19 protein-coding genes and 2 riboswitches are annotated in these 25,212 nt (G+C 37.5%); of the genes, 4 read left to right on the forward strand and 15 right to left on the reverse strand.

Annotated elements, in window-relative coordinates; all coding sequences use genetic code 11:
- Nucleotides 1-162: 162 nt before the first annotated feature.
- Complete coding sequence (locus BJL90_RS20575) at nucleotides 163-2,085, reverse strand: flavocytochrome c (RefSeq protein WP_070972616.1); 1,923 nt, start codon at nucleotides 2,083-2,085, stop codon at nucleotides 163-165.
- Nucleotides 2,086-2,375: 290 nt separating this feature from the next.
- Between BJL90_RS20575 and BJL90_RS20580 the strand changes: the two genes are divergently transcribed.
- From BJL90_RS20580 to BJL90_RS20590, 3 genes are all read left to right on the forward strand, one after another.
- Nucleotides 2,376-3,932 (forward strand): spore germination protein, encoded by a 1,557-nt coding sequence (locus BJL90_RS20580; RefSeq protein WP_070972618.1) that lies wholly within the window; start codon nucleotides 2,376-2,378, stop codon nucleotides 3,930-3,932.
- A 140-nt stretch (nucleotides 3,933-4,072) separates the two neighbouring features.
- A complete protein-coding gene (locus BJL90_RS20585; RefSeq protein WP_070972620.1) occupies nucleotides 4,073-5,164 on the forward strand; it encodes a GerAB/ArcD/ProY family transporter in 1,092 nt (363 codons plus the stop codon).
- Nucleotides 5,161-6,258, forward strand: a complete 1,098-nt coding sequence (locus BJL90_RS20590) for a Ger(x)C family spore germination protein (RefSeq protein ID WP_070972622.1) — start codon at nucleotides 5,161-5,163, stop codon at nucleotides 6,256-6,258. Before BJL90_RS20585 ends, BJL90_RS20590 begins: the two co-directional genes overlap by 4 nt.
- Before the next feature lie 141 nt (nucleotides 6,259-6,399).
- On the opposite strand, the gene BJL90_RS20595 is transcribed toward BJL90_RS20590, so the two are convergent.
- From BJL90_RS20595 to BJL90_RS20635, 9 genes are all read right to left on the reverse strand, one after another.
- Nucleotides 6,400-7,350 (reverse strand): aldo/keto reductase, encoded by a 951-nt coding sequence (locus BJL90_RS20595; protein ID WP_070972624.1) that lies wholly within the window; start codon nucleotides 7,348-7,350, stop codon nucleotides 6,400-6,402.
- Between the two features lie 436 nt (nucleotides 7,351-7,786).
- Nucleotides 7,787-10,435, reverse strand: coding sequence for a glycine cleavage system aminomethyltransferase GcvT (gene gcvT / locus BJL90_RS20600; RefSeq protein WP_070972626.1), 2,649 nt, complete (start codon nucleotides 10,433-10,435; stop codon nucleotides 7,787-7,789).
- A gap of 120 nt (nucleotides 10,436-10,555) precedes the next feature.
- Nucleotides 10,556-10,634, reverse strand: a riboswitch (glycine riboswitch).
- 3 nt (nucleotides 10,635-10,637) lie between these two features.
- A riboswitch (glycine riboswitch) is annotated at nucleotides 10,638-10,762 on the reverse strand.
- A gap of 118 nt (nucleotides 10,763-10,880) precedes the next feature.
- The gene (locus BJL90_RS20605) at nucleotides 10,881-12,068 is read right to left on the reverse strand and encodes an anaerobic nitric oxide reductase flavorubredoxin (RefSeq protein ID WP_070972628.1); all 1,188 of its coding nucleotides are present in this window, start codon (nucleotides 12,066-12,068) and stop codon (nucleotides 10,881-10,883) included.
- Between the two features lie 216 nt (nucleotides 12,069-12,284).
- The gene (locus tag BJL90_RS20610; protein WP_070972629.1) at nucleotides 12,285-12,890 is read right to left on the reverse strand and encodes a response regulator transcription factor; all 606 of its coding nucleotides are present in this window, start codon (nucleotides 12,888-12,890) and stop codon (nucleotides 12,285-12,287) included.
- Between the two features lie 26 nt (nucleotides 12,891-12,916).
- Entirely contained in the window at nucleotides 12,917-14,032 is a 1,116-nt protein-coding gene (locus BJL90_RS20615; RefSeq protein ID WP_070972631.1) for a sensor histidine kinase, read from the reverse strand.
- 40 nt (nucleotides 14,033-14,072) lie between these two features.
- Nucleotides 14,073-14,759 (reverse strand): ABC transporter permease, encoded by a 687-nt coding sequence (locus tag BJL90_RS20620; protein ID WP_070972632.1) that lies wholly within the window; start codon nucleotides 14,757-14,759, stop codon nucleotides 14,073-14,075.
- A complete protein-coding gene (locus BJL90_RS20625) occupies nucleotides 14,756-15,490 on the reverse strand; it encodes an ABC transporter permease (RefSeq protein WP_070972634.1) in 735 nt (244 codons plus the stop codon). Before BJL90_RS20625 ends, BJL90_RS20620 begins: the two co-directional genes overlap by 4 nt.
- 2 nt (nucleotides 15,491-15,492) lie before the next feature.
- On the reverse strand, nucleotides 15,493-16,434 hold the full coding sequence (locus BJL90_RS20630; RefSeq protein WP_205684328.1) for an ABC transporter ATP-binding protein: 942 nt from the start codon (nucleotides 16,432-16,434) through the stop codon (nucleotides 15,493-15,495).
- A 371-nt stretch (nucleotides 16,435-16,805) separates the two neighbouring features.
- Nucleotides 16,806-17,453: a cyclase family protein gene (locus tag BJL90_RS20635; RefSeq protein WP_070972637.1), complete on the reverse strand. Its 648-nt coding sequence runs from the start codon at nucleotides 17,451-17,453 to the stop codon at nucleotides 16,806-16,808.
- Between the two features lie 317 nt (nucleotides 17,454-17,770).
- Here BJL90_RS20635 and BJL90_RS20640 point away from each other — a divergent pair, with 317 nt between their 5' ends.
- Entirely contained in the window at nucleotides 17,771-18,103 is a 333-nt protein-coding gene (locus BJL90_RS20640) for a DnaJ family domain-containing protein (RefSeq protein ID WP_205684255.1), read from the forward strand.
- A 66-nt stretch (nucleotides 18,104-18,169) separates the two neighbouring features.
- Here the strand turns inward: BJL90_RS20640 and BJL90_RS20645 are convergent, their stop codons facing one another.
- The 5 genes from BJL90_RS20645 to BJL90_RS20665 form a co-directional block, all read right to left on the reverse strand.
- On the reverse strand, nucleotides 18,170-19,573 hold the full coding sequence (locus tag BJL90_RS20645) for a sigma-54 interaction domain-containing protein (protein WP_236904978.1): 1,404 nt from the start codon (nucleotides 19,571-19,573) through the stop codon (nucleotides 18,170-18,172).
- 114 nt (nucleotides 19,574-19,687) lie between these two features.
- Nucleotides 19,688-20,866, reverse strand: a complete 1,179-nt coding sequence (locus tag BJL90_RS20650; RefSeq protein ID WP_070973469.1) for an acetyl-CoA C-acetyltransferase — start codon at nucleotides 20,864-20,866, stop codon at nucleotides 19,688-19,690.
- 19 nt (nucleotides 20,867-20,885) lie between these two features.
- Nucleotides 20,886-21,629, reverse strand: coding sequence for a 3-oxoacyl-[acyl-carrier-protein] reductase (fabG, locus tag BJL90_RS20655; protein ID WP_205684256.1), 744 nt, complete (start codon nucleotides 21,627-21,629; stop codon nucleotides 20,886-20,888).
- A gap of 44 nt (nucleotides 21,630-21,673) precedes the next feature.
- Nucleotides 21,674-22,957 (reverse strand): GntP family permease, encoded by a 1,284-nt coding sequence (locus BJL90_RS20660; protein WP_070972641.1) that lies wholly within the window; start codon nucleotides 22,955-22,957, stop codon nucleotides 21,674-21,676.
- A 36-nt stretch (nucleotides 22,958-22,993) separates the two neighbouring features.
- Nucleotides 22,994-24,547 carry an acyl CoA:acetate/3-ketoacid CoA transferase gene (locus BJL90_RS20665; RefSeq protein ID WP_070972643.1) on the reverse strand — a complete coding sequence of 518 codons (1,554 nt, stop codon included), beginning with the start codon at nucleotides 24,545-24,547 and terminating at the stop codon, nucleotides 22,994-22,996.
- Nucleotides 24,548-25,212: the final 665 nt, after the last annotated feature.

Consider the following 25,212-nt stretch of genomic DNA (forward strand, 5'->3'; position numbering starts at 1 on the left):
AATTCCCCCAAACATTCATCTGAGGGAACGTATAACACACTGTTAAATTCACTAGAAAGCTAAAAAAAGTTTGACTTTAACCTATTCTCTCTATCTTTACTGCATGCTTCAATGGAATTATCATTGACATCATTTCTTTAGATACATGAAGAACTATCCTTATCAGTTCCTAGGCACAAAATCAGGCACTGTTCCTTTTGCTGCAACCTGGCCTGCAATTATGCCATGTACCGCTGCATCCGGGATAGCATTTGAACCAAGTCGATTGGTTCCATGTACGCCACCAACAACTTCTCCAGCTGCATACAAGCCTGGAATCACCTTACCCCAAACATCTTGAACTTCGGTTCTTTCATTAATTGTTAATCCACCCATTGTATGGTGCACTGAAGGCCACTGAGGTATTGCATAATATGGACCACTTTCAATTTTTAGCATTACACCTTTGTCGATGACTTTATTAAAATCAGGGTCATAACCCTCTGCTACATAGCCATTATGCGTTTTGATTGTGTCTATTAATGTTTCTGCCGACATATTGATTTTACTATCTTTATACGTATGGGCATTGATAATTTCTACTAATTCTTCAAGCGTGTCTGCTTTAAAGATTCGCTCTGCTTGTATCCCCCCATTTAATTGTGTATCTGAAATGAATCCACCTTTTTCAACAATTTCCTGACCAAATATAGAAAATGTTGGGAATCCACCACTTTCTTGTGCAGCCCTTGCACAAACATCGCGACGTTCTCCTTCATTAACATAACGCTTTCCATTGATATCAACATAGACGATGCCTGAACTTGGTCCACTAAAGGGAATAACAGCTGTAGCATCAAGTACACCGTTATTAGGATCGGCAAAAGGATAAAGTTGTATATAGGACATCTGTGTGGTATTAGCGCCAACTTCCTGCGCCATAATAATGCCCTCTCCAGTTGCTCCAACGTGATTGGTGGTTGGTATGTCGGCTGTAAGGCCTGGAACATGTTTTGAACGCATTTCAACATTACCACTGAATCCTCCAGTAGTAATGATAACCCCCTTATTTGCTTTCACATCCTTAAATCCTTCCTGTGTTTTCACTCTAATTCCTACTACCCTTTGATTTCCTGTAGTTTCACGATAGATTTGAGTCATCTCGGTATTAAGCATAACTGTAGCAGATGTATCATTCAAAATTTTCTTTTGAACAGCAACAATATCTGCTCCTACACCATTAATCGTCGTGTAAGTACGATATCCATAATGCCCCCCTGGGCGGGTGATAGATTCTCTGACTTCTAAACCATTATCCAGCATCAAGTTAAGAAAATAAGGCGATCCATAAACCAAGTTCTTTACTAACTTCTCATCATTCATGTAGTCTCCGCCTTTAATCGTATCTTCAATGTGTTTTTCTGCTGTATCTGGTTGCAAATCTAGTTTCTTATAAAGTTCGTCTGCTATTTTACTTGTGTAGGATGCATACACCCCACCATTAATTTGAGAATTACCTCCTAATACAGGCATCTTATCAATAAGGAGGGTATTTACACCTAATGTTGCCGATTCGTAAGCTGCTGCCAATCCTGCAAACCCTCCCCCCACTACTACTACATCGTAGGTCATATCCCAAGAAGCTGGCAGTTTTTCTGTGCCTAAGGCTGGACGACCATCATCACTTATATCGGATCCATCCGCAGCTTCAGGAAGATTAAACTCACTAACTACACCTCCAGCCTGCTCAATAGCTTTAGTTACCGCTTCAATAATAGCGGAACTGGTCATAGTTGCCCCAGAGATTGTATCAATGCCTATGCTTTGTTTTTCAACGATTTTCTCTGGAACTTCTTTTAATGCTATATCAGATACACCTGGCGTTTCCTCATGAGAAACAACTTCAACTGCTTTTATGGCCGTCTCACTTAAAACTACTTTTACCTTCATTGGTTTTATACCTGTAACGCTAATCGTATATTCTCCTGCCTTCATTGGAGTTATTTCATTCTTCTCTACCGGCGCCGTCTGGTTTGTACATGCTGCTAAAAGCATTATCATGTTTACCACAAGTAATAGTGAAATTAGCTTTGTTATTTTTTTCATATTACTCCCCCCGTGATTTTTCTTCAATCCATGGCATTAGATAGCTCTACTTAAAATCAAAAATCATCTTAATCTCCCCCTTTTATTTGTGAAATCTTTGTCCATTATTTTCTCTATATTTATATTCAATGATAATTTAATTATGCAGAACTCTCTCTTTTCACGCAGAAGTTTATATTTGCCTAAATAATAGTCTTCCTAACAATAAAATAACTTGCAACAATTTAATTTGGATGAACAAAGTTATACTGTACATAATAAAAATAAAAATCGAAACTGGAGGGATATGATTGCGCTTTTTTAAAAAATTCTTCAGTACTAAAAAATCATCTAATATAGACCAGAAAATTGCCAATAAGACATTCACTGATTTAACAATCTCTAAAAATATAGATACAACTAAATCTCATTTAGAGACAGCATTTGAAGACTGTGATGATATTATCTATAGAAAATTAAATCTCTATAGTAAAAATGGTAGAACTCAAATATTACTAGTTTTTTTCAATAACTTAGTAAATTCAAAGGAAGTTAATGACAATATTATTAGACCGCTGAATCATTATGGCTTAGTCAATCAAGAAAATCATCCTATAGAAAATTTTACGTTAGAGATTGCTGAAGAACTGGTTAATGTCAATAATATTAATTACATCCATAGTTTTCAGGAAATTATAGAAGCAATACTGTCTGGAAATACTATATTGTTAATGGATGGTTATACCGATGGATTAGCATTAAATACTATTGGGGGAGATACTAGAAATGTGGAGGAATCTCCTGTAGAAAATATTATTCGAGGTCCAAGAGATAGCTTTGTTGAAAATGTTCATACGAATATAGGTCTTATCCGTCAGAAGATTAAGAGTACTTTCTTAAAGTCAAAAAAACTAGTCATTGGCAATGAAACGCATACAACTGTATCTGTTATTTACATGGAAAATATCGTAAATAAACAGGCTTTAGAAAAACTTATAAGTAAACTAGAAGAAATACAAATTGATGGCATCTTTGAGAGCGGCTATATTGAGCAATATTTAGAGAGTAGCCCCTACTCTCCTTTTCCACAGATGCAAATAACTGAGCGTCCTGATAAGGCCTGTGGTAATTTATTGGAGGGAAGAATAATTGTTTTAGTAGATGGTAGTCCATTGGCTTTAATTTTACCTACATCCTTTTTTCAACTTTTTCAATCTCCTGAGGACTATTATGAAAGGATTCTTTATGGTAATTTTACAAGGATTCTACGTTTTATAGGGTTTATTATTGCTACTTCCTTTCCCTCTATTTATGTGGCATTGATTTCGTTTCATCAACAAATGTTGCCTATGGATTTAATCGTTGATTTATCTAGAACAAGGGCTCAAGTTCCTTTTCCACCAGTAGTAGAAGCGTTATTGATGGAATTTACCATCGAAATATTAAGAGAAGCTAGCGCCCGATTGCCAGGTACGATTGGACAAACAGTGGGGATTGTTGGAGCAATTGTTATAGGAGATGCAGCTATACAAGCCAATTTAGCAAGCCCTACCATGATTATTGTTGTAGCAATTACCGCTCTAGGAAGTTACATTCTACCCCACTATAGCAGTTCCTATGCCCTAAGAATGGTTCGCTTTCCCATGATATTAATGGCGGCTACTTTTGGTGCCTTTGGCATTATTATCGCCTGGAGCTGGGTTATTATCCACCTTTGTAGTCTCGACTCCTTAGGTTATCCATATCTTTCACCTTTGGCCCCCATTGACAGTGATATTAAAAAGGATGCTCTCATCCGCAGCAATCTATGGCGTTTTAAATATCGACCTAAAACTGCCAATAATTCTCACGAATCAAGATGGAGATAAAATGAGACTTCATTCCAGGGAAGTTTTTATTCCCCCTGAATTGTAGCCGAATTTACTTCGAGGATGTAGTGCTTGATCTCTCGCTTGTAGAAGTAGAAGTCTTAGCAATACACAGAAGAATAAAAGGAGTTGTATAAAAAGTGTACCAAAAATATAAAAATGGAGAGATATCCGCCATACAGTCTTTTGTGATAATCCTTAATATCATTGTAGGGTCTGGTATTCTGGGGCTTGCTAGATCAGTAGCTGAAGTCTCTCAACAGGATGCTTGGATTTCTGTGTTGCTTAATGGTTTCTTCATCAGTTTTATCATGATGATCATTGTGTATACCATCAGCAAATTTCCTAAGTATAATTTTCTTCAATATACCTGTTGCTTATTAGGTAAACCTTTAGGATATTTCATTGCTATTGGTTATAGTATCTATGCTTTTCTGGTTACTGCTGTTGTTATCCGTTTTTTGTCCGAGATGGTTTATACTTGGCTTTTGCCTAATACCCCCATCTATATCATAAATTTTATTATTCTCATTACAGCCGTCTACATGACTAGAAACGGATTAACTACACTAGCTAGATTTGCGGAAGTCCTAGTATTTTTACTACTTCCCTTTGCTCTATTGATTTTTATCGGTCTTCCACAGGCTTCTTTGATTAACTTAAGACCCATTGGCGGTTCTGGCATCAGTAATATTTTAAAGGGTATCTTGCCTTCTTTTTTTGCTTTTGCCGGCTATGAAGTTCTTTTAATTTATTATCCTTATATCTCCGACAAGCAAAGGCCTATTATGAAATATGCTGTTATGGCCACCTTGAGCATTACGGTACTTTATACTGCTACTGTTCTATCCCAAATCGCTCTATATGGCCCTCAGGAAATTGCTCAAGTCCTGTATCCATCTATTAATTATTTAACGGCGGTTGATTTTCCTGTTGTTGAAAGGACGGAAATATTTTTTGCGATTTTCTGGACATTTACCGTCTTAGCTACTATTGGGATACAGTATTTAGCTGGTTGTATTGTGTTACAAAGTATTTTTTCCACAAAGAAAACGAACTTCTTTACCTATATTTTTGCTCCTATCATCTATCTCTTATCCCTCTATCCTCAAAACACAGCAGAAGTGGTGGAGATCGGAGAACAGGTTGCAAATTTTAATCTTTTTTTTGGTTTTGTACTTCCATTGACTTTATTCTTTATGTATTTTATTAGAGGGAGGAGAGCCTTATGAGAAAAATAGCTAAGTTACTGGCTATTATACTACTTGTTTTTCCTTTAATAGGCTGCTGGGATTCTACAAATTTAGAGAATCTGTTAATTGTCTATGGATTAGGCATTGACATCAGTCAGGAGAATCCAGAGCAGTATTTTTTTACAATTGGCTTCCCTACCATTATTCCTGAAGCCCCTGAAAATAAACATGAAGTTTCTACAGAGGCCCCCTCTTTGGGCAAGGCCAAGAGTAATTTTCAACAAAAGGTGTACCGTCAAATCTCTTATGATAATATTAGAGTCGTTATCTTTAGTGAAAAGGTGGCAAAAGAAGGGATCATGGTGCATGTTGATGCCATGTTGAGAGAACCACTTTACCGAGGAACCACCAGATTTGCTGTCTTTATTGATAAAGCTGTAGATTTACTTGCTATGGAACCTCCAGTCTCTCTCTTTGTCAGCACCTTTATATTCGACGCTATTGAACAAAATCATCAATCTACTGTAGTACCTATTAGCACCTTGAGAAGTTTTAGTCATGAATATTATAGTGATGGTATTGAACCCTCTATGCCTTTCATTTGTTATGGTGCCGATGATAATGAATTGAACGTGGGCTGTGTTGCTTTATTTCAAGGGGATAAACTCATTGAACGTCTTCGGGGAAGAAATAGCAGAAGTTTTATGCTGCTAAAGGGAGAAATACAGCGAGGAATTTATACCTTTGAACTTATGGGGGGATTTGTTTCTCTTAACCTCAAAGGAGGAAAAAGTAAAATCAAGACAAAAATTATAGATGGAGAGCTCCATATTTTTCAAGATATTTTTATTAATAGTGTGCTAGCAGAACATACCCCAAAACATAACATGCTGGAGAATAATAAAATAGAAGAGCTTGAAACTCAGCTTGCTAGAGAAATCAAAAATGATTTAAAAAACGTTTTAGAGATTTTGCAAAATGAATTAAAGAATGATAATATTGGCTATGGCAAATATGTCAAGGCCAATCACCCTGAATATTTTGATGCCGAAAACTGGAATCATCAATTTTCAAAGGCAATTATCCATATCAATCCTAATGTCAGAATTAGGACCCTTGGTGTTACTCCTTAGTTGGAAAGTTTTAGAATGTGGTAAAACTACGATTCATCTGCTTCTCGTTTAAACAACACAACTGTTTAACTTAAACTTTAAAGAGCCAGTCAAGATGATGCTTATCATCCCAACTGACTCTTGCTTAAACGATAGTTTATACTAGACAATCCTTATACAAAAATGCGGACAGGCAACTGCACAGTACCCACACTGAACACATTTAGACAAATCTATGCAGGCCTTTTCTGATTCATTAAAATAAATGGCATCACTATGACAGGCTTCTATGCATTTGCCGCAGCTAGCGCACATGTGCTGAGGAATCCTAGGATTTTTCTTGCTTTTTATGCTAATAATTCCTTCCAAATCTCTTTCTCCATTGAAATATTTTACATTATACAAAACCTCTTCCTTACTTACCATTCCTATAGAAATAGAAGCTACACCCTCTATAGACCTACTAAAATCCACACTACTGCTGTATTCATCTATGAGTGTCCCCCCACCTAAAACCTTCATAAGATATATTCCTTTACCATTCTGAGTACATAACGCTATGGCTTTTCGCATTTCTTCCACTGATCCACCTATAATACCACGGCCGGCTTTATTTATAATTGGAAAAACTACATCAATTTCCCTTCTAACAGCAGCGGCCTCTACTACTTTGACATTATGGGTTGATATACCTATGGCCTTTATAATTCCCTTAGCTTTATAATCAAGTAAACACTGTAAAGCCCCCTTACGCACCTCAAATACATCAGCCTCTGCCTTCGCTGCATGGAGATGAAAAATGTCAATATCCTCCAAACCCATGGCTTCTAAAGACTCTAGTATAGCTTCTTCCATTTCTTCATATGTAAGCGCTGTGGATTTTGAAGCTATAACAGGACGAGTGCTTACTTTATCTAAGGCTAGCTTTATATGGGAATAAGTCTTATACATTTGGGCTGTATCTAAAAAATTAATTCCACTTTTAATAGCATAGGCTATCATCTCTGCTGACTCTTCTGGGGGAAGGTTTTTCTGCAATGGGCCTGCTGGCAGCACCCCAAAGCATAATTCTGACACCTCTATCCCTGTATTTCCTAACATACGTTTTTCCATATAATAGATTCCTCCTTGCTATATACATGCATAGGTAAAATAGTCACACGCTTTATCCTATTTTCTATTTAATATTTATGTCCATGTATTAGACATATTTTTTTCTAACAAATTAAGCAAAATATAGGCAATCTCATAAAAGCTATTGCCTTCCATACTTGTTTACACATATATATTATATCATACATCTATGATAACACTATGACCTATCATACTTCCATATAAGCCAAAACTCTAGATGCTTAATAATACACTATGAAGATATATTCTAACAAAACTTCCGTGAACTCGTTCCAGCAAGCTGAAACATCGGGGGAATCAGGTGGAGAATCTACTCTACCCGATTTAAAAATCCCACCTACACTAAAAACAAAATCAAGATAAAATATGCCCCCTAGAAAAGGGGGCTATAGAAATAGATGTTAGTAAATTGTATTTACAGATGAATACCTTTAGCTAGTTTATTCAAGCCCTCAACGATCTCCTCATCTGTAAAGCAATACTTCATGCTGGTGAAATTACTTCTTAGTTTTTTTACATCTTCCCTAACATTTTTATTTCTTAAAACAACATCAGCTATAATTTCCGCTAACTGTTCAAATTCCTTCTTATCGAAACCAAATCTCACCATCTCAGAAACTCCAATACGTAAGGCTCCTGATGCAGTAAAGCCTTCTTCCTCTGGCGTTGCCTGATAGTTTACAATAATATTGTTGTCTTCTAATCTGTTGGCTACCTCAGGGCCTGTACCGTAACCTACATTGACCATCACCTGATGGGTCTCAGTATAAGATATCGCAGGGTCTCCTACTACCTCTAAACCGGCTTCCTTCAAGGCTTTTGCAAAATGTTTTGCATTTTCAATAATATTTTTTTGATACGCATCCTTGAAATAATTCATCTCGTAAGCCGCCATCAAAAGTCCCAGCATGGTTCCCAAATGATGATTGCTGACACTTCCAGGGAAAGCTCTTCTTTCAATGGTTTCCCAAAACTCGTATTTAAAGTCTTCTTTTTGATAATTTCCAGCAATAATTCCTCTTTGGGTACCAAAAAACGTCTTATGGGTAGAACCGGTGACAATTTCAGCTCCCTCAGCAAAGGGATTCTGGAAGTAGTCCCCCGCTAATCCAAGAACATGAGCCATATCGTACATAATCGTTGTATTAATTTTTTGTTCATCAACAAATTCTCTAATTTCCTTTACTGGCTCTTTATGCAACACCATGCTTTTGCCAAAGATGATTAGCTCCGGCTTAAATTTATCAATAACTTTCTTTGTTTCTTCAACATCAATCTTAAAATTATTATCCTTTAATACCGGGAAATTCACTACAGCAGATTTTTCAGTAACAGGGTCAATGGCAATATAGTCATGCAAAGCACCCATAGGCTGTGCACTTAGATGGCCACCTTTGATAATATGGTTGTTTAAAACATAACCTAATCGGCTTGCCTCCCTCTTTCGATTCACTCTATTTTTGTAATCCATTAAAGCACTAAAAACCGCTGTATTGGCCATTTGACCACTGATCACCCTTGTCTCAACTTCTGTACAATTAAAGTATTTTTTCAATTCCTCCACCAGCAGATGTTCTACTTCATCGATAAATTTTGTACCCTGATAATAGAAAACATCATAGTCATAGAAAGATTTTATTTTCTTATGTTCAGCATATCTGAAGGAAGGGTCCATAATAGATAGCAGTCTTACAGCACTGGAGTGGGATTGCTCGGAAGGTATCAAATTAATACATTCCTCCTGTCGCCACATGTGATTTTCCAAACTTTTCTCGATCAAGTTCAATGCTTTTGTTTTATAGTCTGATGGAGTATCAACTTTATATATTTCTTCAAAACCGTGAAGAATAGGCCTTGCAAAAGGTGGTGCATCCCCTCTCAAATGATAAGGAGTTATCGCCGCTTTTGCTTTCTTTCCACGGATCTCAACCTCCACCTCATCGTTTACTAAAACATCGCTGTTGACAAGAGCAAGGCCGATGGATCTCATGCCTTTTTCCTCTTTTATGATGGTGTCTAACCCCTGACCCTCTGTCTTAAAGTAAGGTGCCATCGTACCGCTGGTTACATATCCTACCTCTACCCCATCTTTGTATACTTTACACCCGTTTCTCGCAATTCCCTTACCGATCAAGGCAATAGGCTTGATCATCCTTGGCAAATCAGAAATATCTGAGAAATCTCTTTTTATTATTCTCTGTAGGACCTCAAACTGTTTTAGTAGTGCTTTTTTACCAATGTAGTCTCCTTTTGCTTCAGAAAAACTAACAGCAAATTTAGCTAATGGTACAGAATAAATAGGAATTTCCTTACCATCAATATCTAAACCTAGTTCATGACCATAAAGTGGATAACCAGCTTCCATCCTTAAGGTATCCCTTGCTCCAAGACCAGCAGGTGCCGCACCCTTTTCTATTAAAAGGTTCCAAATGGCAACAGCCTCCTCAGATTTGACAAACAGTTCGAAACCTATAGGTTCTCCTGTATAGCCTGTTTTAGCAATGCGTACTTCTTTACCATCTAACGCAACAATATTAAGAGCATTTTTAACAGGTTCCGTCAAATAAGCATCTCCTGAAAGCTCTGCCAAAATATTTTTTGAATCAGGTCCTTGTATAGCAATCATTGCAAGTGCATCAGATTGATTGGTGATTTGGGCATCAAAGGTTTTGATAACTTCTGTCAAATGTGCCCAATCCTTCTCAGCATTGGCCGCATTCACCACCAACAAATATTGATCCTCATAAAAGCGGTACAGATAAGCATCGTCCAGAGCACCACCATTTTCATTAGGGATTATAGTATATTGAGCCTGATTCAAATCTAGCGCTAGAACATTGCTGGTTAAAACATGCTGTAAAAACTTCACTGCTTCTTTTCCAGTGATCACAAATCTTGCCATGTGGGAAATATCAAAAATCCCTGCTTTTTGTCGTGTATAAAGATGCTCCTCACTAATACCTGCTGGATAATTAACAGGCATTTCCCATCCACCAAAGTCCACCATATTCGCCTTTAATCTTAAATGTTCATGAAAAAGTACTGTTCTTTTTAAAGTCTCCATAAGTTCCTCCTTATATTTTCCATTTTTTTAAGGCTGTCATTATAATATTGGTTTTCTTTCTGCTTTGCATTCTTTTTATTTATAAAAAAAAGAATGCAAAGCTAATAAAAGCCTCGCATTCTCTGTTTGTTTACCTGAGAGTATCGCTATATTGAATACAACTTTCTCCTTCGGCGCCTATTTATAGGACTTTTCAGAGGTCCATCCAACAACGATACTTTTGCCTGAGAGTTTCTATGAAGTTTCGGCAGTCTTCATATTGCTCCTTCGGCTATCAAAATGAATGATCAATACATGGATTCACTTGATATCTCCCGTTGCCATCATCTGGTCTAATATTTAATTAAATAGAAATAGTTCGAATTATCTAATAAAATTATATCACAGCTAAAATAATAAAACAACAAAATAAATTTTTACATTTTATTACAGATTAGCTATTTTTCTATAATTTTTCAACAAATTCTTTACCATACTGGCGACATCTTTGTAATGCTTCTGTATCTGGATTCCACATTTCCTTTATCCCATCATCAACTAAAGTAATCTTTGCTTTATCTATTTCCTCTGTAATGATTTTAATATTTTCTCCACTCCAACCATGGCATCCAAAGGCACTTGCCTTTTTATTCCTAAATCCTAGTCCTTTAATCATTTCAAGAATTCCCGCTGCTGAAAATAAAATGCCTTTATTAATGGTTGGAGAGCCTACTAAGAATGCCTTAGATTTAAAGATTTCTGTAATAACATCATTTTTATCAGTTTTAGAGACATTATACAATTTGACGGCAACTTTGTCATCAGCAAATTGAATGCCTTCTGCTATTGCTTCCGCCATTCTTCTTGTCCCATCCCACATCGTATCATAAACTATCGTGATTTGGTTTTCTTGATAGTCCCTTGCCCATTCAAGATATTTATTTACAATCTCAAGTGGATTTTCTCTCCATATCACCCCATGGCTCGGACAAATCATAGCAATAGGTAGATTAAAATTTGTTACTTCTTCGATTTTTTTCATTACTAAGGTGCTAAATGGCGTAAGTATATTTGCATAATATTTTATTGCCTCTTGATGCAATTCGGCACTATCAACATAATCATTAAACAAAAATTCAGATGCATAGTGCTGACCAAAAGCATCATTGCTAAAAAGTATGTTTTCTCCTGTCATATATGTAAACATGCTGTCAGGCCAGTGCAACATTCTTGCTTCTATGAAGATTAATTTGTTTTTTCCTATATCCAAAGTGTCTCCAGTTTTTACTTCAACAAAATTCCACGATTTATGATAATGCCCCTTTAATGACTTAACACCATTTTTTGTACAATAAATTGGCGTCTCAGGGATTTCTCTCATCAATTCTTCTAAACCGCCACTGTGATCTACTTCAGCATGATTTGTGACAATATAATCTATGTTTTCTAAGTGAATTTCTTTCTTTAAGTTTTCTATAAACGCTTTACCAAAAGGCTGCCACACAGTATCTACTAATACATTTTTTTCATCCTTTATCAAGTAAGCGTTATATGATGAACCTCTATGGGTAGAATATTCGTTGCCATGAAACCGCTTTAGCTCCCAATCAATTTTTCCCACCCATGTAACTTTATCAGTAACTTTATGGCCCATATCCTTGTACCTCCTTAATGAATTTCATTGCCATTTCATCTATTTTATGTAGAATTAAAATTTTTACTACTTCGTATTTTTAATTCTTTCTCAGCCGCTACTTTGTTCCAATAGGGGTTTTGCTGTAATACTTTTATCCCCTCTTTGCTTCATCTTTTTTTGCTTTGCTACAAGCTCATCACTACAGCAGACACAACAATTGCCTCTCACACGCCACTATGATTTTCTCCAATAATAAATCGCCAACTGTGTTCGATCTCTTATCTGTAGCTTTTCCAATATAACTGACACATTGTTCCGCACTGTTCCCTCACTAATAAATAGTTCTTCAGCTATTTCACGATTGGAAAGTCCTTGAGCTACTAATTCTACAATATCTTTTTCCCTTGGGGTCAATTTCTTAAGCTCATCTTTTTCGGGTTGTGTCAATCGTCTTAGTACATCCGCATCCAGTACAGTACTGCCAGAAAAAAGCGTACGCAACTGCTGCGCCATACTAGAAACCTCTATTGACTTAATCAAGTACCCTTCTGCACCTGCTGAAATGGCCAGGCGAATATTTTGTTCATCCTGAAAAGTGGTTAACATCATCACACGAACTTCCGGCCAATCCTGCTTAATTTGTCGCGTCGCCTGTATACCATTCATAACAGGCATTTGTATATCCATTAATACTACATCTGGCAATGTACTCTGGCATGAAGCAATGGCTTCAGCACCATTATGAGCTGTAGCTATCACCTCCATATCCTTCTCACGAGAAAGAAGTACCTGAAGACTTTGACATACCAATGGATCATCATCTGCAATCAAGATTTTCATATAATCAGTCCTCCTTTCCTACAAATTTACCACTCAAATACATTAGTAGTATTTTTCTCCATAGGAAGTACACAAATAAGTCGAAATCCATCAGCTGTATCAATCGATATACTGCCTCCCACTGCCTTAACCCGCTGTCGAAGATTTCTAAGGCCTATTCCAGTGTCCCGACTATTGGCGACAGTTCCGTCGTTATATATAGACAATCTCACAATATGAGGATTGACATCTAAACAGACTTCTACCATAGTCGCTTCGGCATGGCGTATGACATTTGTTAAAGCTTCTTTTAAACAAGGTTGAAGAATGCTCCATAAATAAACCGACACCTTTGATGTGTCACCATAAACTTGAAAATTGATAGGACAGGCTGTAAATCCCTTACAGATTTCTTGTAACGCATCAATTCCCATGGCCTTCACTGGTTTCATATTGTGTACTGTCTCTCTTAAGTGAAGGGCACTATTGGAGAGTCTTTGCTGTGCTTGGGAAAACATCTCTTGAGCCGATGGATTATCTTCCTTCCATAAGTGTTCAAAAGCCTGTAGTGCCAATACAGCGGCAGTTAATTCATGTCCTACATCATCATGCAATTCTTGGGCAATCCGATTCCGTTCAGATAACTCCGCCATACGAGCGGCTTGTATATTGGCCAATAGCAGCTCTCCCTTAAAACTTTCTAATGCATAGCGTTCACGGCGTTCACGATCAGCTTCTTGACGATATACATTGGTTTCTGTTGCCCAACCACGAATGAGCCACCCAACAAAGACAGCTTGCATAAAGGCCCCAAAGAGTGGTATGGATATATATTCATAAACAATCACCCAAGCAAATCCTGGTAAAGCCAACCACGCTTGTCCCTTAATCATAGCCTCAAAGATGGGTAAAACCAGTCCAAAGAATGCTTGAGGCCAATATGGCATTATAATAAAACATGCCGCTTGGTCAATAATTACCGTCCACCCTGGCAAATCAAAGCGCCAACGGGTCAATGCCATAATTAGTAAAAACAGCAGAAGGACTACCCCTACCTCAGTGCCGTCGCTTCCTAGCCACAACAAACTCAGTAGAGATAATCCAAAAACTCGTCCAAGAATTATGCCGACTTTAGCAGTATATATTTCCTGCTTACTGATCATGCTCAAACACACCTTTTTAATAAACAGTATTTTCCCTTCATCATGCTATCTTTCTTCTACTTCCCAATAGTAAAAATACTATGCTAAACATAAACATCATGACCAAGGGAAGTACTAACTCAAGAATTGAAGCGCCAAATGAAATAAGCACTATGCCTTCAGCAAACCAATAAGTGGGCAACAACAAAGCCCCACGCTGTAAAGGTATTGGCATAATTTCAACAGGCCACATGATTCCCCCCAACATAGACATCAGCACAATAACACCAGTCAAAACACTAAAGGCTGCCTCTTTACTACGGAATAAAGCATACCAAGCCAAGGAAAAACCAATGGCAGTCATGGAAAAGAAGGCATAGATGATAAACAATAAGATAGGGGAAATCAGTGCTTCTCCATGTAGGATTACTCCAGCTATGATAAACACTAGGTTTAACCCCATCAGGATCAATGAATAGGCTAATAAATTTTGCCATAAATATTGAAAGTGAGTGATGGGTGACACGCCAATTCGCAGCAATGTCTTATTGGTACGATCCTCCATAAGAATACTTGCTAACTTAGCAGCAACAAACAATAGTATGATACCATAATATTGAAACCCCAAAGGGATGGGAAGCCATTCTCCCGCAGGTAAAAAAACAGAAGCTATTGGTAGTAGACATAAAAATAGAACATCAGAAAATTTGCGAAAAAAACGTTTAAATACAAAGTAAAATATGGTCATGCCAGCTTCCTCCTTCCAAGAAGTACTGCTATAACTGCCATTGCTCCCGAGGCTGCAAGTAAAATTCCAATGCTTAGAATTACCTGATCCACATTTTCTCCTATGATCAATGCATAAACTGCATTTTGTCCCAATGCAAGAGGACTGGCGTAGGTGGACAAAAAGTTTAAAATGCCGCTTTCAGGCATAGGAAACCATACCCCTGCTAATGCTATTGATGTGATACCATACACTGTTCCCAACCCTTCCGCAGTTTTATAATGCTTCACTCCCAATACTAAGTTTAAAAATACAAGCTGAGAAAGAATGGAGATAGCTAACAATACCAGGAATACAAGTCCTATATTTCCCCAATGAACACCATATACCCATTGGGTAAACAACACCATCACCAGGCCTTGAAATGCACTGAATAGTGTACAGGACAAAATGATTGAAAAAGCGTGCTGGTGCACTTGGTAGGGCAGAGCATACATCCGCCATTTTGTTGATGACATCAAATCATACCTGATAAATTCCATTGTGTAAAACCCACCATAAAGTTGAAAAGCAAGAATCATGGTTACCGCAATGCCATCCATAACAGGTATGTTAAGCTGAGGATCCACTACATCCCCTGCTACCATTCCCAGCACTGTAATTAAAGCCAAAGGAAGAAACAATAATATTATTAACGCAAGATATCCTCTAGACATTCTTCTCAACATAAAATAACTAGATCTTAGAATCATCTTTATTCCTCCCCTCCATCCCGTAATCTTTTACCAGTAAGGGTTAAAAATACATCTTCTAGCGTTGGCTTTTCGGTACTAACTGAACGTACTCCCCCAAATTGCCTTGCAACAGAAAGAACGCGGTCTAGATTGCCAGATCCTACTGGGGATATAATTTGAATTTCCCTTCCACTCTGTATTACCTGCTTCACTCCGTCAAGTTTTCGAAGCTTCTCCAAAAGTGTCTCCGTAGGTTCTGCCACTTCTAGTTTAATCTTTTCTTCATGTTGAATTTTCTCCACCAATTCCTCAATGGTGCCTTTAGCAATAACATGTCCCTGATCCATAATGACGACTCTGGAAGCAATCGCTTGTACTTCCTCCATATAGTGGGTAGTATAAAGAATGGTTGTTCCTTGCTGATTTAATTTCCGCACTGTTTCAAGTATATGATTGCGGGATTGGGGATCAATGCCTACTGTTGGCTCATCCATAATCAAAAACTTAGGTCTGTGGATAAGGGCACAAGCAATATTCAGACGCCTTTTCATACCACCAGAAAATTTCACGGGTAGTTTTCCCCCGTACTCCTTCAAACCAACAAATTCAAGGGTTTCCTCTACACACTTCTTTAAAGTATTCCCTCTCAAGCCATATATTCCACCAAAAAACTCAAGGTTCTCTTTGGCAGTTAGATCTTCAAAAACAGCAATATCCTGTGTGACAAGGCCAATCTCCTTCTTGATCTCAAGCATATTATTTTTCTGGGATTTTCCAAGTACCTCAATTTCTCCGGAGTCAATATTGATCAGACCTGCTAATGCATGGATCAATGTCGTTTTCCCTGCACCGTTGGGACCTAACAAACCCAGTATTTCTCTTTCTTCTATCGCAACATCAACACAATCCAGCGCTAAATGATTTCCATATCGTTTAACAATATTTTTCATATGTGTAATCATCACAAAATTCCTCCTATCTATTATTTACTTTTATCTTATCAGATAGGTTTCATACCAAGTAGTTACAAATGTAATGATTTAAGTCGTGATTACAGTTTACAAAACTGGACGCCCAAAGAGAAGCTATCTATTTTTTATTGTGCTAAACTTTAACCTAAGGTGATGCTATGAAGTGGCTGAAGTAACTAAGCCATGCCATTGATTATATAGAAAACAATTTAACAGGTGATATTTCCTACGGTGAAGCTGCAAAATATCCTCTGGAGGGAAAGACATGTTGTATAGCCCATATTATAGCTTAGACCAATGGAATCCTGTGATCATCTCCTCGGCTTGGGGTGATGCAGGTGATGTAAATGGCGATGGAATACCTATTCCTGTAAAATGGCAATAGCTCGAATAGGTGCTCCATCAGAGTTATCGTATTTTATCGGAAGTGCACAGAATGTAAATAATTCATTCCCTATTTCCCCTAAACCAGTGAGATTTTCTATAATGACTATATCCGTCTCAGCAAAAAGTTTTCGATGAATCGTCAAGTTTTCGTCTGAAATAGGATCAATACCTATCACATCTAATCCAACCCCCTTTTTTCTGCTATTGATTAAATATTCAGCAACTTCCTCCGTAATATAGGGATATCCTCCAAAATAGGCATTCGTACCCCAACGGCTATCCCAACCTGTATAGAACAAAATAAATTCTGCTTGATTTGCTTTCTCTTTTATACCTTCAATATACTTCATCGTAATTCTTTCACCCTCTTGTAAATCACTACAATCAATGACCAATGCTTTCCCTACAAATTGTTCTGCAGGAAATGTATCTAAAGTAGGTCTATGGGCAAATAAATGTGCAGGTGCGTCCATATGTGTTCCCGTATGAGAAAACATTGTTAGTAAGGTTTCTTTAAAACCATGTTTCTCATATGTATTTGCAACTTCTAATTTAGGTCCCTCTGTGCCTGGATAAACCGGCATAGTTTCTGAAATATTATGTGTTAAGTCAATTATTTTCATAAGATCCTCACTTTCTTCTCAGCGATTTTTATAACCATGCTTTATTTTATTTACTAGTCAAATAGCGCTGCTACCACCAAGCTTAATGAAGTTATTTCAATTACTGATGGTATAGCTTTTTTATATGATAAGCTATTCTTTTTAAACAGATTTGTATTATACACATTATATATTAGAAACCCTTATTAGCACAAATCCTTAGCAAAACTGCTTTATTGCATTTTTATCTTAATAAATCTATAATAAAAATATACGCTTTTTATTTAATCCTTTGTAAGTGATGAACAAAATATCCACAAGAAAGCTTGGTGTAAACAGTGCATACGATTATCGAAACCATCGCAGAAGCCAAAATCCGTGAAGCAATAGAAAAAGGTGCGTTAGATAACCTGCCGGGTAAAGGGAAACCTTTAAAGTTGGAAGACTTATCCCGCATACCCGAAGAATTCCGTGCAGGTTATATCCTTTTGAAAAACGGAGGTTATATTCCAGAAGAAATGGCGTTGCAAAACAAGATCTTTCATTACCGTCAGCTAATAGACCAATGTTGTGATGTATCTGAAAAGGAAACCTTAAAAAAAGAATTATCCTATTTAAATTTAAAGCATAGCCTACTTATGGAAAAAAGAAAAAGGCAGTCTATCAAATGATGCCTTTATTGTTTGCCTTTGAATCTTTCAGTGCTATCTTCTATTTTTATCTTCCTAGGGTGAAATTTATCTTGCATACAAATTATACTTTTGAATTTTCTCATAAAGGCTGGTTCTGCTAATCCCTAAAGCTTTTGCCGTTTGATACTTATTATATTTATTTTCCTTCAAAGTTCTTCGTATTAAATTTTTTTCTACTTCCTCTAGGGTAGCCTTTAACGTTTTACTTTTTCTACTTCCCTTGTTTCCATGAGGATTCGTCATAGACTTTGGAAGATGTTGCAAAGCTATTCTAGCTTCTTTATCTACTAGATTAAAGGCCCTTTCTATAACATTTTCCAGTTCTCTTATATTTCCCTGCCAATGATAATTCATTAGACAGTCCATTGCCATAGGTGTAATTTCTGTAACAAATTTATTCATTTCTTTTGAGAGTCTTTTAATCAAAAAATTTATTAATAGGGGTATATCCTCTTTCCTTTCTCTTAAAGGAGGAATTTTTATACTAATGACATTTAGTCGATAATATAAATCTTCTCTAAATTTTTTATTTTCTACCATTTCCTTAAGATCTTGATTGGTGGCAGCTATAATTCTCACATCTACTTTTTGGCTCTTCTCTCCGCCTACCCTATCAATTTCCTTCTCTTGTATGGCCTTTAGCAGTTTAGCCTGCATATTTAATGGCATTTCACCTATCTCATCTAGGAAAATCGTGCTTTTGTTTGCTAATTCAAATTTACCAAGCTTTCCCCCCTTTTTGGCTCCCGTAAACGCCCCCTGCTCGTAGCCAAACAATTCTGATTCCAATAATGCCTCAGGTATTGCTGCACAGTTCACCTTTATTAAAGGATATTCATTTCTAGCACTGGCGTTATGAATGGCGGTAGCAAATAACCCCTTGCCGGTTCCGCTTTCTCCTAAAAGCAAAACATTCGACTTTGTAGCTGCCACCTGTTTTGCTAGTTCCTTTACTCCTTCTATAGCTTCACTAATCCCTATTATCCTATCGAAGCTATCCTCATTTCCTAAAAGTCTTTTCAGCTCTCTTTTATAGAAATCTACTTCTTTTTCTAACACATTTACCCTTTTTACATAGGTGTCTAATTCTACAACATCTTTAAATAATACGGTACCTACTCCCCCAATAATTTCTCCATCTTTTCTGATTGGAATCCGATCAGCGATCATTTTATTTCCTTTTATTTTTTGTATATCTCCAATTTCTCTTTCACCGGTTTTTACTACAATATGCATTCTGGTATTTTCTATGACCTCCGTTACATGCTTACCTATGGCTTCTTTTGGCGTCGTCTCTAAAAATTTACAATAGCCTTCATTGATCATTCTTACATATCCATCTTTATCAACAACCACAACCCAGTTGTACACCAGTTCAAAAATGGTTTTATACATTTCTAGTAATGCATCTTTATTTTCCATCGAAAAATAGCTTTTATAAGCATCCACCACACCTACACCTCCTTTTTTTATTATACCCTTTTTATCCCAAATGAAATAGGAGGAGAAATTAAAGAATTTCACCTCCTACCAAAGAATGTTATATTGATCTTTTCATAGCTTTTATCTCTTTATAATAACCGCTGTGCCCATTCCTCCACCGATACATAATGTAGCTAAGCCATGCTCAGCATCTCGTTTCATCATCTCATGTAAGAGTGTTACAAGTATTCTTGCCCCACTGGCTCCAACGGGATGACCTAGTGCTATAGCACCGCCATTTACATTTACTTTTTCCTTATTCCATTTCAGCTCTTTGCCAACAGCTAAGGCTTGTGCTGCAAAAGCTTCGTTGGCTTCGATTAAATCCATATCTTCTATGGTAAGATTCGCCTTTTTTAATGCTCTTTCTGTGGCTGGCACTGGCCCTATACCCATGATGGAAGGGTCCACCCCGGCATTAGCATAGGATACAATGGTTGCTAAAGGTTGAATGCCTAGCTCCTCTGCTTTTTCCTTAGACATTACAACCAACGCAGCAGCACCATCATTGATTCCAGATGCATTGCCTGCCGTCACGGTTCCATCTTTCTTAAAGGCTGGTCTTAGCTTACTCAGCTTATCTGCAGTTACTCCAGCTTTTGGATGTTCATCTGTATCAAATACAATAGGCTCCCCCTTCTTTTGAGGTATTTCTACAGGGACAATTTCATCCTTAAATCTACCTTCTGCAATAGCTTTTTCTGCTTTATTTTGACTGGCTGCCGCAAATGCATCTTGTTCTTCTCTTGAGATACCATATTGATCCGCTAAATTTTCTGCTGTAATACCCATATGATATCCATTGAAGGCATCGGTTAAGGCATCATAAACCATAGAATCCACTAGGGTTCCCTCACCCATTTTATGGCCCCATCTAGCCTTAGGTAATAGATAAGGTGCTTGACTCATATTCTCTGTTCCACCCACCACAACAATGTCATTATCTCCCGCTATGATGGTTTGAACTGCAAGAGATACAGTTCTAAGCCCAGATCCACACAGCATGTTAATGGTTGTTGCTGGAACTTCTACTGGTATCCCCGCCTTAACAGAAGCTTGACGGGCAACCCCTTGGCCTGCCCCCGCTTGAAGAATACAGCCCATATAAACCTCATCAACATCCTGTCCTTTTATATTGGCTCTTTCTAATGCAGCTTTAATGGCTATGGCTCCTAGCTCAGCTACCGGTATATTTTGCAATGTTCCTCCAAAGCTTCCTACAGCTGTTCTCACAGCACTTGCGATAACTACTTGCTTCATCATCATTCTCCTCCTATCCTTAAAGTACTACGCCACCATCAACACTTAATACAATGCCAGTAATAAATCTGGCTTCATCAGAAGCTAAGAAGGCATAGGCATTGGCAATGTCTTCCGGCAGCCCTAGCAACCCTATAGGAGATTTACTCCTCATCATATCCAGCACCTTTTCAGGCATTTTTTCTGTCATTGGTGTTAATATAAAACCTGGAGCTACAGCATTTACTCGAATACCCTTTCTACCCAGCTCCTTTGCCCATGTTTTAGTCATACCGATCACGCCCCACTTTGTGGCAGCATAATTGGTTTGACCAAAATTACCATATATTCCTACAACAGAAGATGCATTTAATATAACCCCACTCCCTGCTTCTGCCATGACCTTGGCTGCGATTTGTCCACAATTATATACACCTTTAAGGTTTACGTTAATTACCTTATCAAAATCCTCTTCTGGCATTTTTAGCAATTGATTATCCGCTGTAATACCAGCGTTGTTCACCAACACATCAATTTTACCCCATTTTCCTACTGCCTCATCCACCATCTTTTGAACCTGATTTCTATCTACAACATCAACATCACAAGCCAATACTTCTGCATTGATCTCCTTTAAGGCTGCCACAACTTCCTCCAAATTTTGTAATCCTCTATCAGATACTACAACCTTAGCACCCTCTCTTGCAAATTTAAGGGCTGTTGCTCTACCTATACCCCTTGCTGCTCCTGTAATAATGGCTACTTTATCTTTTAATTTCATCATTTTTTCCTCCTCATTTTTAGTTAATTTCAACAAAACTCATCTAATTAAATCATGCCTATTGCTGCTAAGATTATCCCTATCGCTACTGATAATATAGGAATAAGAGATCCTACTACAAATATATCCTTGTAGGAATCTTTGTGGGTCATAGCAGTTACCGCCAACAAGGTTAGTACTGCACCATTATGAGGCAATGTATCTAACCCTCCGCTGGACATGGAGGCTATTCTGTGGAAGGCCTCCAACGGCACGCCGGTTGTAAGGGATAATTCCACAAATCTATCCGCTAATGCTTCTAAAGCAATTCCCATACCACCTGAAGCAGATCCTGTTGCTCCCGCCAATACATTTACCGCAACCGCTTGAGAAATAAGGGGATTACCCTCTATACCCATTACTAAAGAAGTTAATGAATTAAATCCAGGCACTGCTCTTACTACTGCACCAAAACCAACAGCTGCACTGGTATTGATGATAGCCAGCACTGAACCAGATGCCCCAGCATTGATTGTTTCAACAATACTCTTTACCCTTTTAAAGTTTAGTACCAGCGCCAAAAGAATTCCTGCTGTTAATGCAATAATAATATCTAGCTCAAGAAAATTTAAAAATATAATGACTATAAATAGTGGTAGTGCAGACAGCAAAGGATTCGGTAAATTCGATGCATCAATATCTTCTACCTTCTCCTTCAATTCTATAAATACTTCTCCTGCTGCTGTAAGCTGCCTTTCTCTATAAGTTAACCATAGCATCCCTACACCAAACATAATCAAAGCACCTATCGTTCCCATGATGGGAGCTGCCAGGGGTGTTGTTCCATAATATTCTATTGGAATTAAGTTTTGAATTTGGGGGGTTCCAGGAATTGCTGTCATGGTAAAGGTAAAAGAACCTAATGCAATTGCCCCTGGAATGAGTTTTCTAGAAATATTGGCTTCTCTAAATAAAGCTACAGCCAGTGGATAGATAGCAAATACAACTACAAATAAGGAAACACCACCATAGGTTAATACAGCACATCCCACAACTACTGCTAAAATGGCCCTCTTTGTTCCAATCAATCTTATAACGAAGTTAGCAACAGATCTAGCTGCGCCAGAGTCATCCATCATCTTACCAAAGATGGCACCTAGCATAAATACTGGAAACCATGTTTTTGCAAAGCCTACAAATCCTCCCATATAAGCTTCTCTATAGGCATAAATTAAATCTAATCCACCGGTTAAAGCAACAATAGCAGCACATATAGGTGCAATCCATATGATAGACATACCTCTATACGCCAAGTACATTAATAAGGCCAATCCAATAATAATTCCAAGCATCTTTATTGCCCTCCTTTTAGATTTTTATAGCAAGCATTATATCGTTACACCCATTTTTTCAGGCTTAAATATTTTCTCATCCATACGTTTAAGGTTTTTACTAATGATTGGCTTAAAGTCCATATGGGCTAATATATCCTTATCAAGATCTATCCCCGGTGCAATTTCTGTTAAAACTAATCCTTCTTTACTTAGTTCGAATACTGCTCTTTCTGTGATATATAAAACCTTTTGGCCATTTTCCGATGCGTATTCTCCACTAAAGGTAACTTGTTCAACATGTCTTAAGAATTTTACCAATTTTCCTTCTTGTAGAATATTTAGTTTACCATCCTTCACTTCAACCTGTAATCCACTGGCTTTAAAGGTGCCACAAAACACTACTTTTTTAGCGTTTTGTGTGATATTAATGAATCCACCAGGGCCTGTAATCTTAGGTCCAAATTTGCTTACATTAATATTGCCCGCCTGATCACACTGCGCTAACCCTAGAAAAGCCACATCTAAACCACCGCCATCATAAAAATCAAATTGATTCGGTTGATCTATAATAGCTTCAGGATTTATTGCTGCGCCAAAGCTTAAGCCACCTACCGGTATTCCACCTATGGGTCCTGGTTCTACCGTTAATATCATTTGATCTGCAACACCTTCTTCGTTGGCTACTATAGAAATTCCCTCTGGCATGCCTATGCCCAGATTTACAATAGCATTGGGCACTAATTCTGTAAGTGCTCTTCTAGCAATAATTTTTCTTTCATCCAGTTTTAATGGTTTTACTGAGGATACTGGTACCATAATGTTCCCTGTATAACTTGGATTATACTGTTCTGCAAAGGTTTGCATATGATTTTTTATATCTTCTACCTCTACAATGGCATCCACGTAGATTCCTGGTATTTTTACCAATCTTGGATCAAGGGTACCTGCCTTGACAACCTTTTCCACCTGAACAATTACTTTTCCGCCAGAGTTTTTCACTGCTTGTGCTATAGATAATACCTCTAATGATCCTACTTCCTTTTCCATTGTTACATTGCCTCTTTCATCGGCATAAGTTCCCCTCAATAGGGCATAATCGATTTTGAAACCTTTATAAAAAAGGTATTCTTTTCCATGAACCTCCATCACCTCTACTAGATCCTCTGTTGTTTTTTCATTTAGTTTCCCCCCCTCCACTCTTGGATCTACGAAGGTCTTCAATCCAACATGGGTTAAAGTCCCTGGCTTGCCAGCTGCTATGTCTCTAAACAGATGGGCAATCACTCCCTGTGGAAAAGTATAGCCTTCTATTTTGTTTTCCAATGCCAGTTTCTGAACCTTCGGTGCTAAACCCCAATGACCGCCAATTACCCGTTTCAACATTCCCTCTTGACCAAAGTGATTTACGCCCCTATCCTTGCCATCCCCTTGCCCTGCAACATACACTAGCGTTAAATTTCTAGGTTCACCTGTTTGCAAAAATCTTTCTTCTATCTTGACTTCTAACTCCTCTGGAACACAATTTCCTACAAATCCTCCTGTTGCAACGGTGCTATTGGAGTCTATCATTTTTATAGCTTCTTCAGCTGTTAAAAACTTTACTGCCATATGATTTTCCTCCTTCATCAATTTTGTACTTCCTACTTGCCATTTATAATCGCAAGAACCGTACCAACTTTTCTATAAAATCAAAACGTTTTCAAAAAATTTTCTAGAAAAGTTTTCCTGTATTAAGAAACAATTTACCCTAAACCCTAAAGAACCCATCATTTCTCTCCAAACAAAAGGAAGATTTACAGCATAGTTTATTAAGATAATTTTTAATAATCTCCTTTCAATTGCCTGTTTTAAGAAGTTTTTTTGTTATCGAAATAACTAAGTGTACATTTTGTTTGCAGTTAAATTAATCAATTTTCAAAATATTGATTAAATTTTTTTGATTATTCTCATTGATTAGCTAGCTCTGGTTTTTTTCCCTCCTCAAAAGCAACTGTACACTTTCTTTACAGTGTAAACATTCTGAACAGTATGCAGCCTTTCAGCTTCCCCTCATCAAACCCTGCATGAAATTCTTCCCCACACGACTTTCCGATATTTGGCATAAAAAAAACTCATAGGCTACACCTATGAGGAAATAAGAAAATGTCATAATGATAAGCTCTGCCAGTGACATGCTTTCAAGATTTACATCAGTAATATTCATCAATATAAAGGTTATGACTATGGTTAGGGGATTAAGAGATAGCACTATAATTTGTAGATTTTAAGCGTTT

Source organism: Clostridium formicaceticum (assembly GCF_001854185.1).
Taxonomy (GTDB): Bacteria; Bacillota; Clostridia; order Peptostreptococcales; family Natronincolaceae; genus Andreesenella; species Andreesenella formicacetica.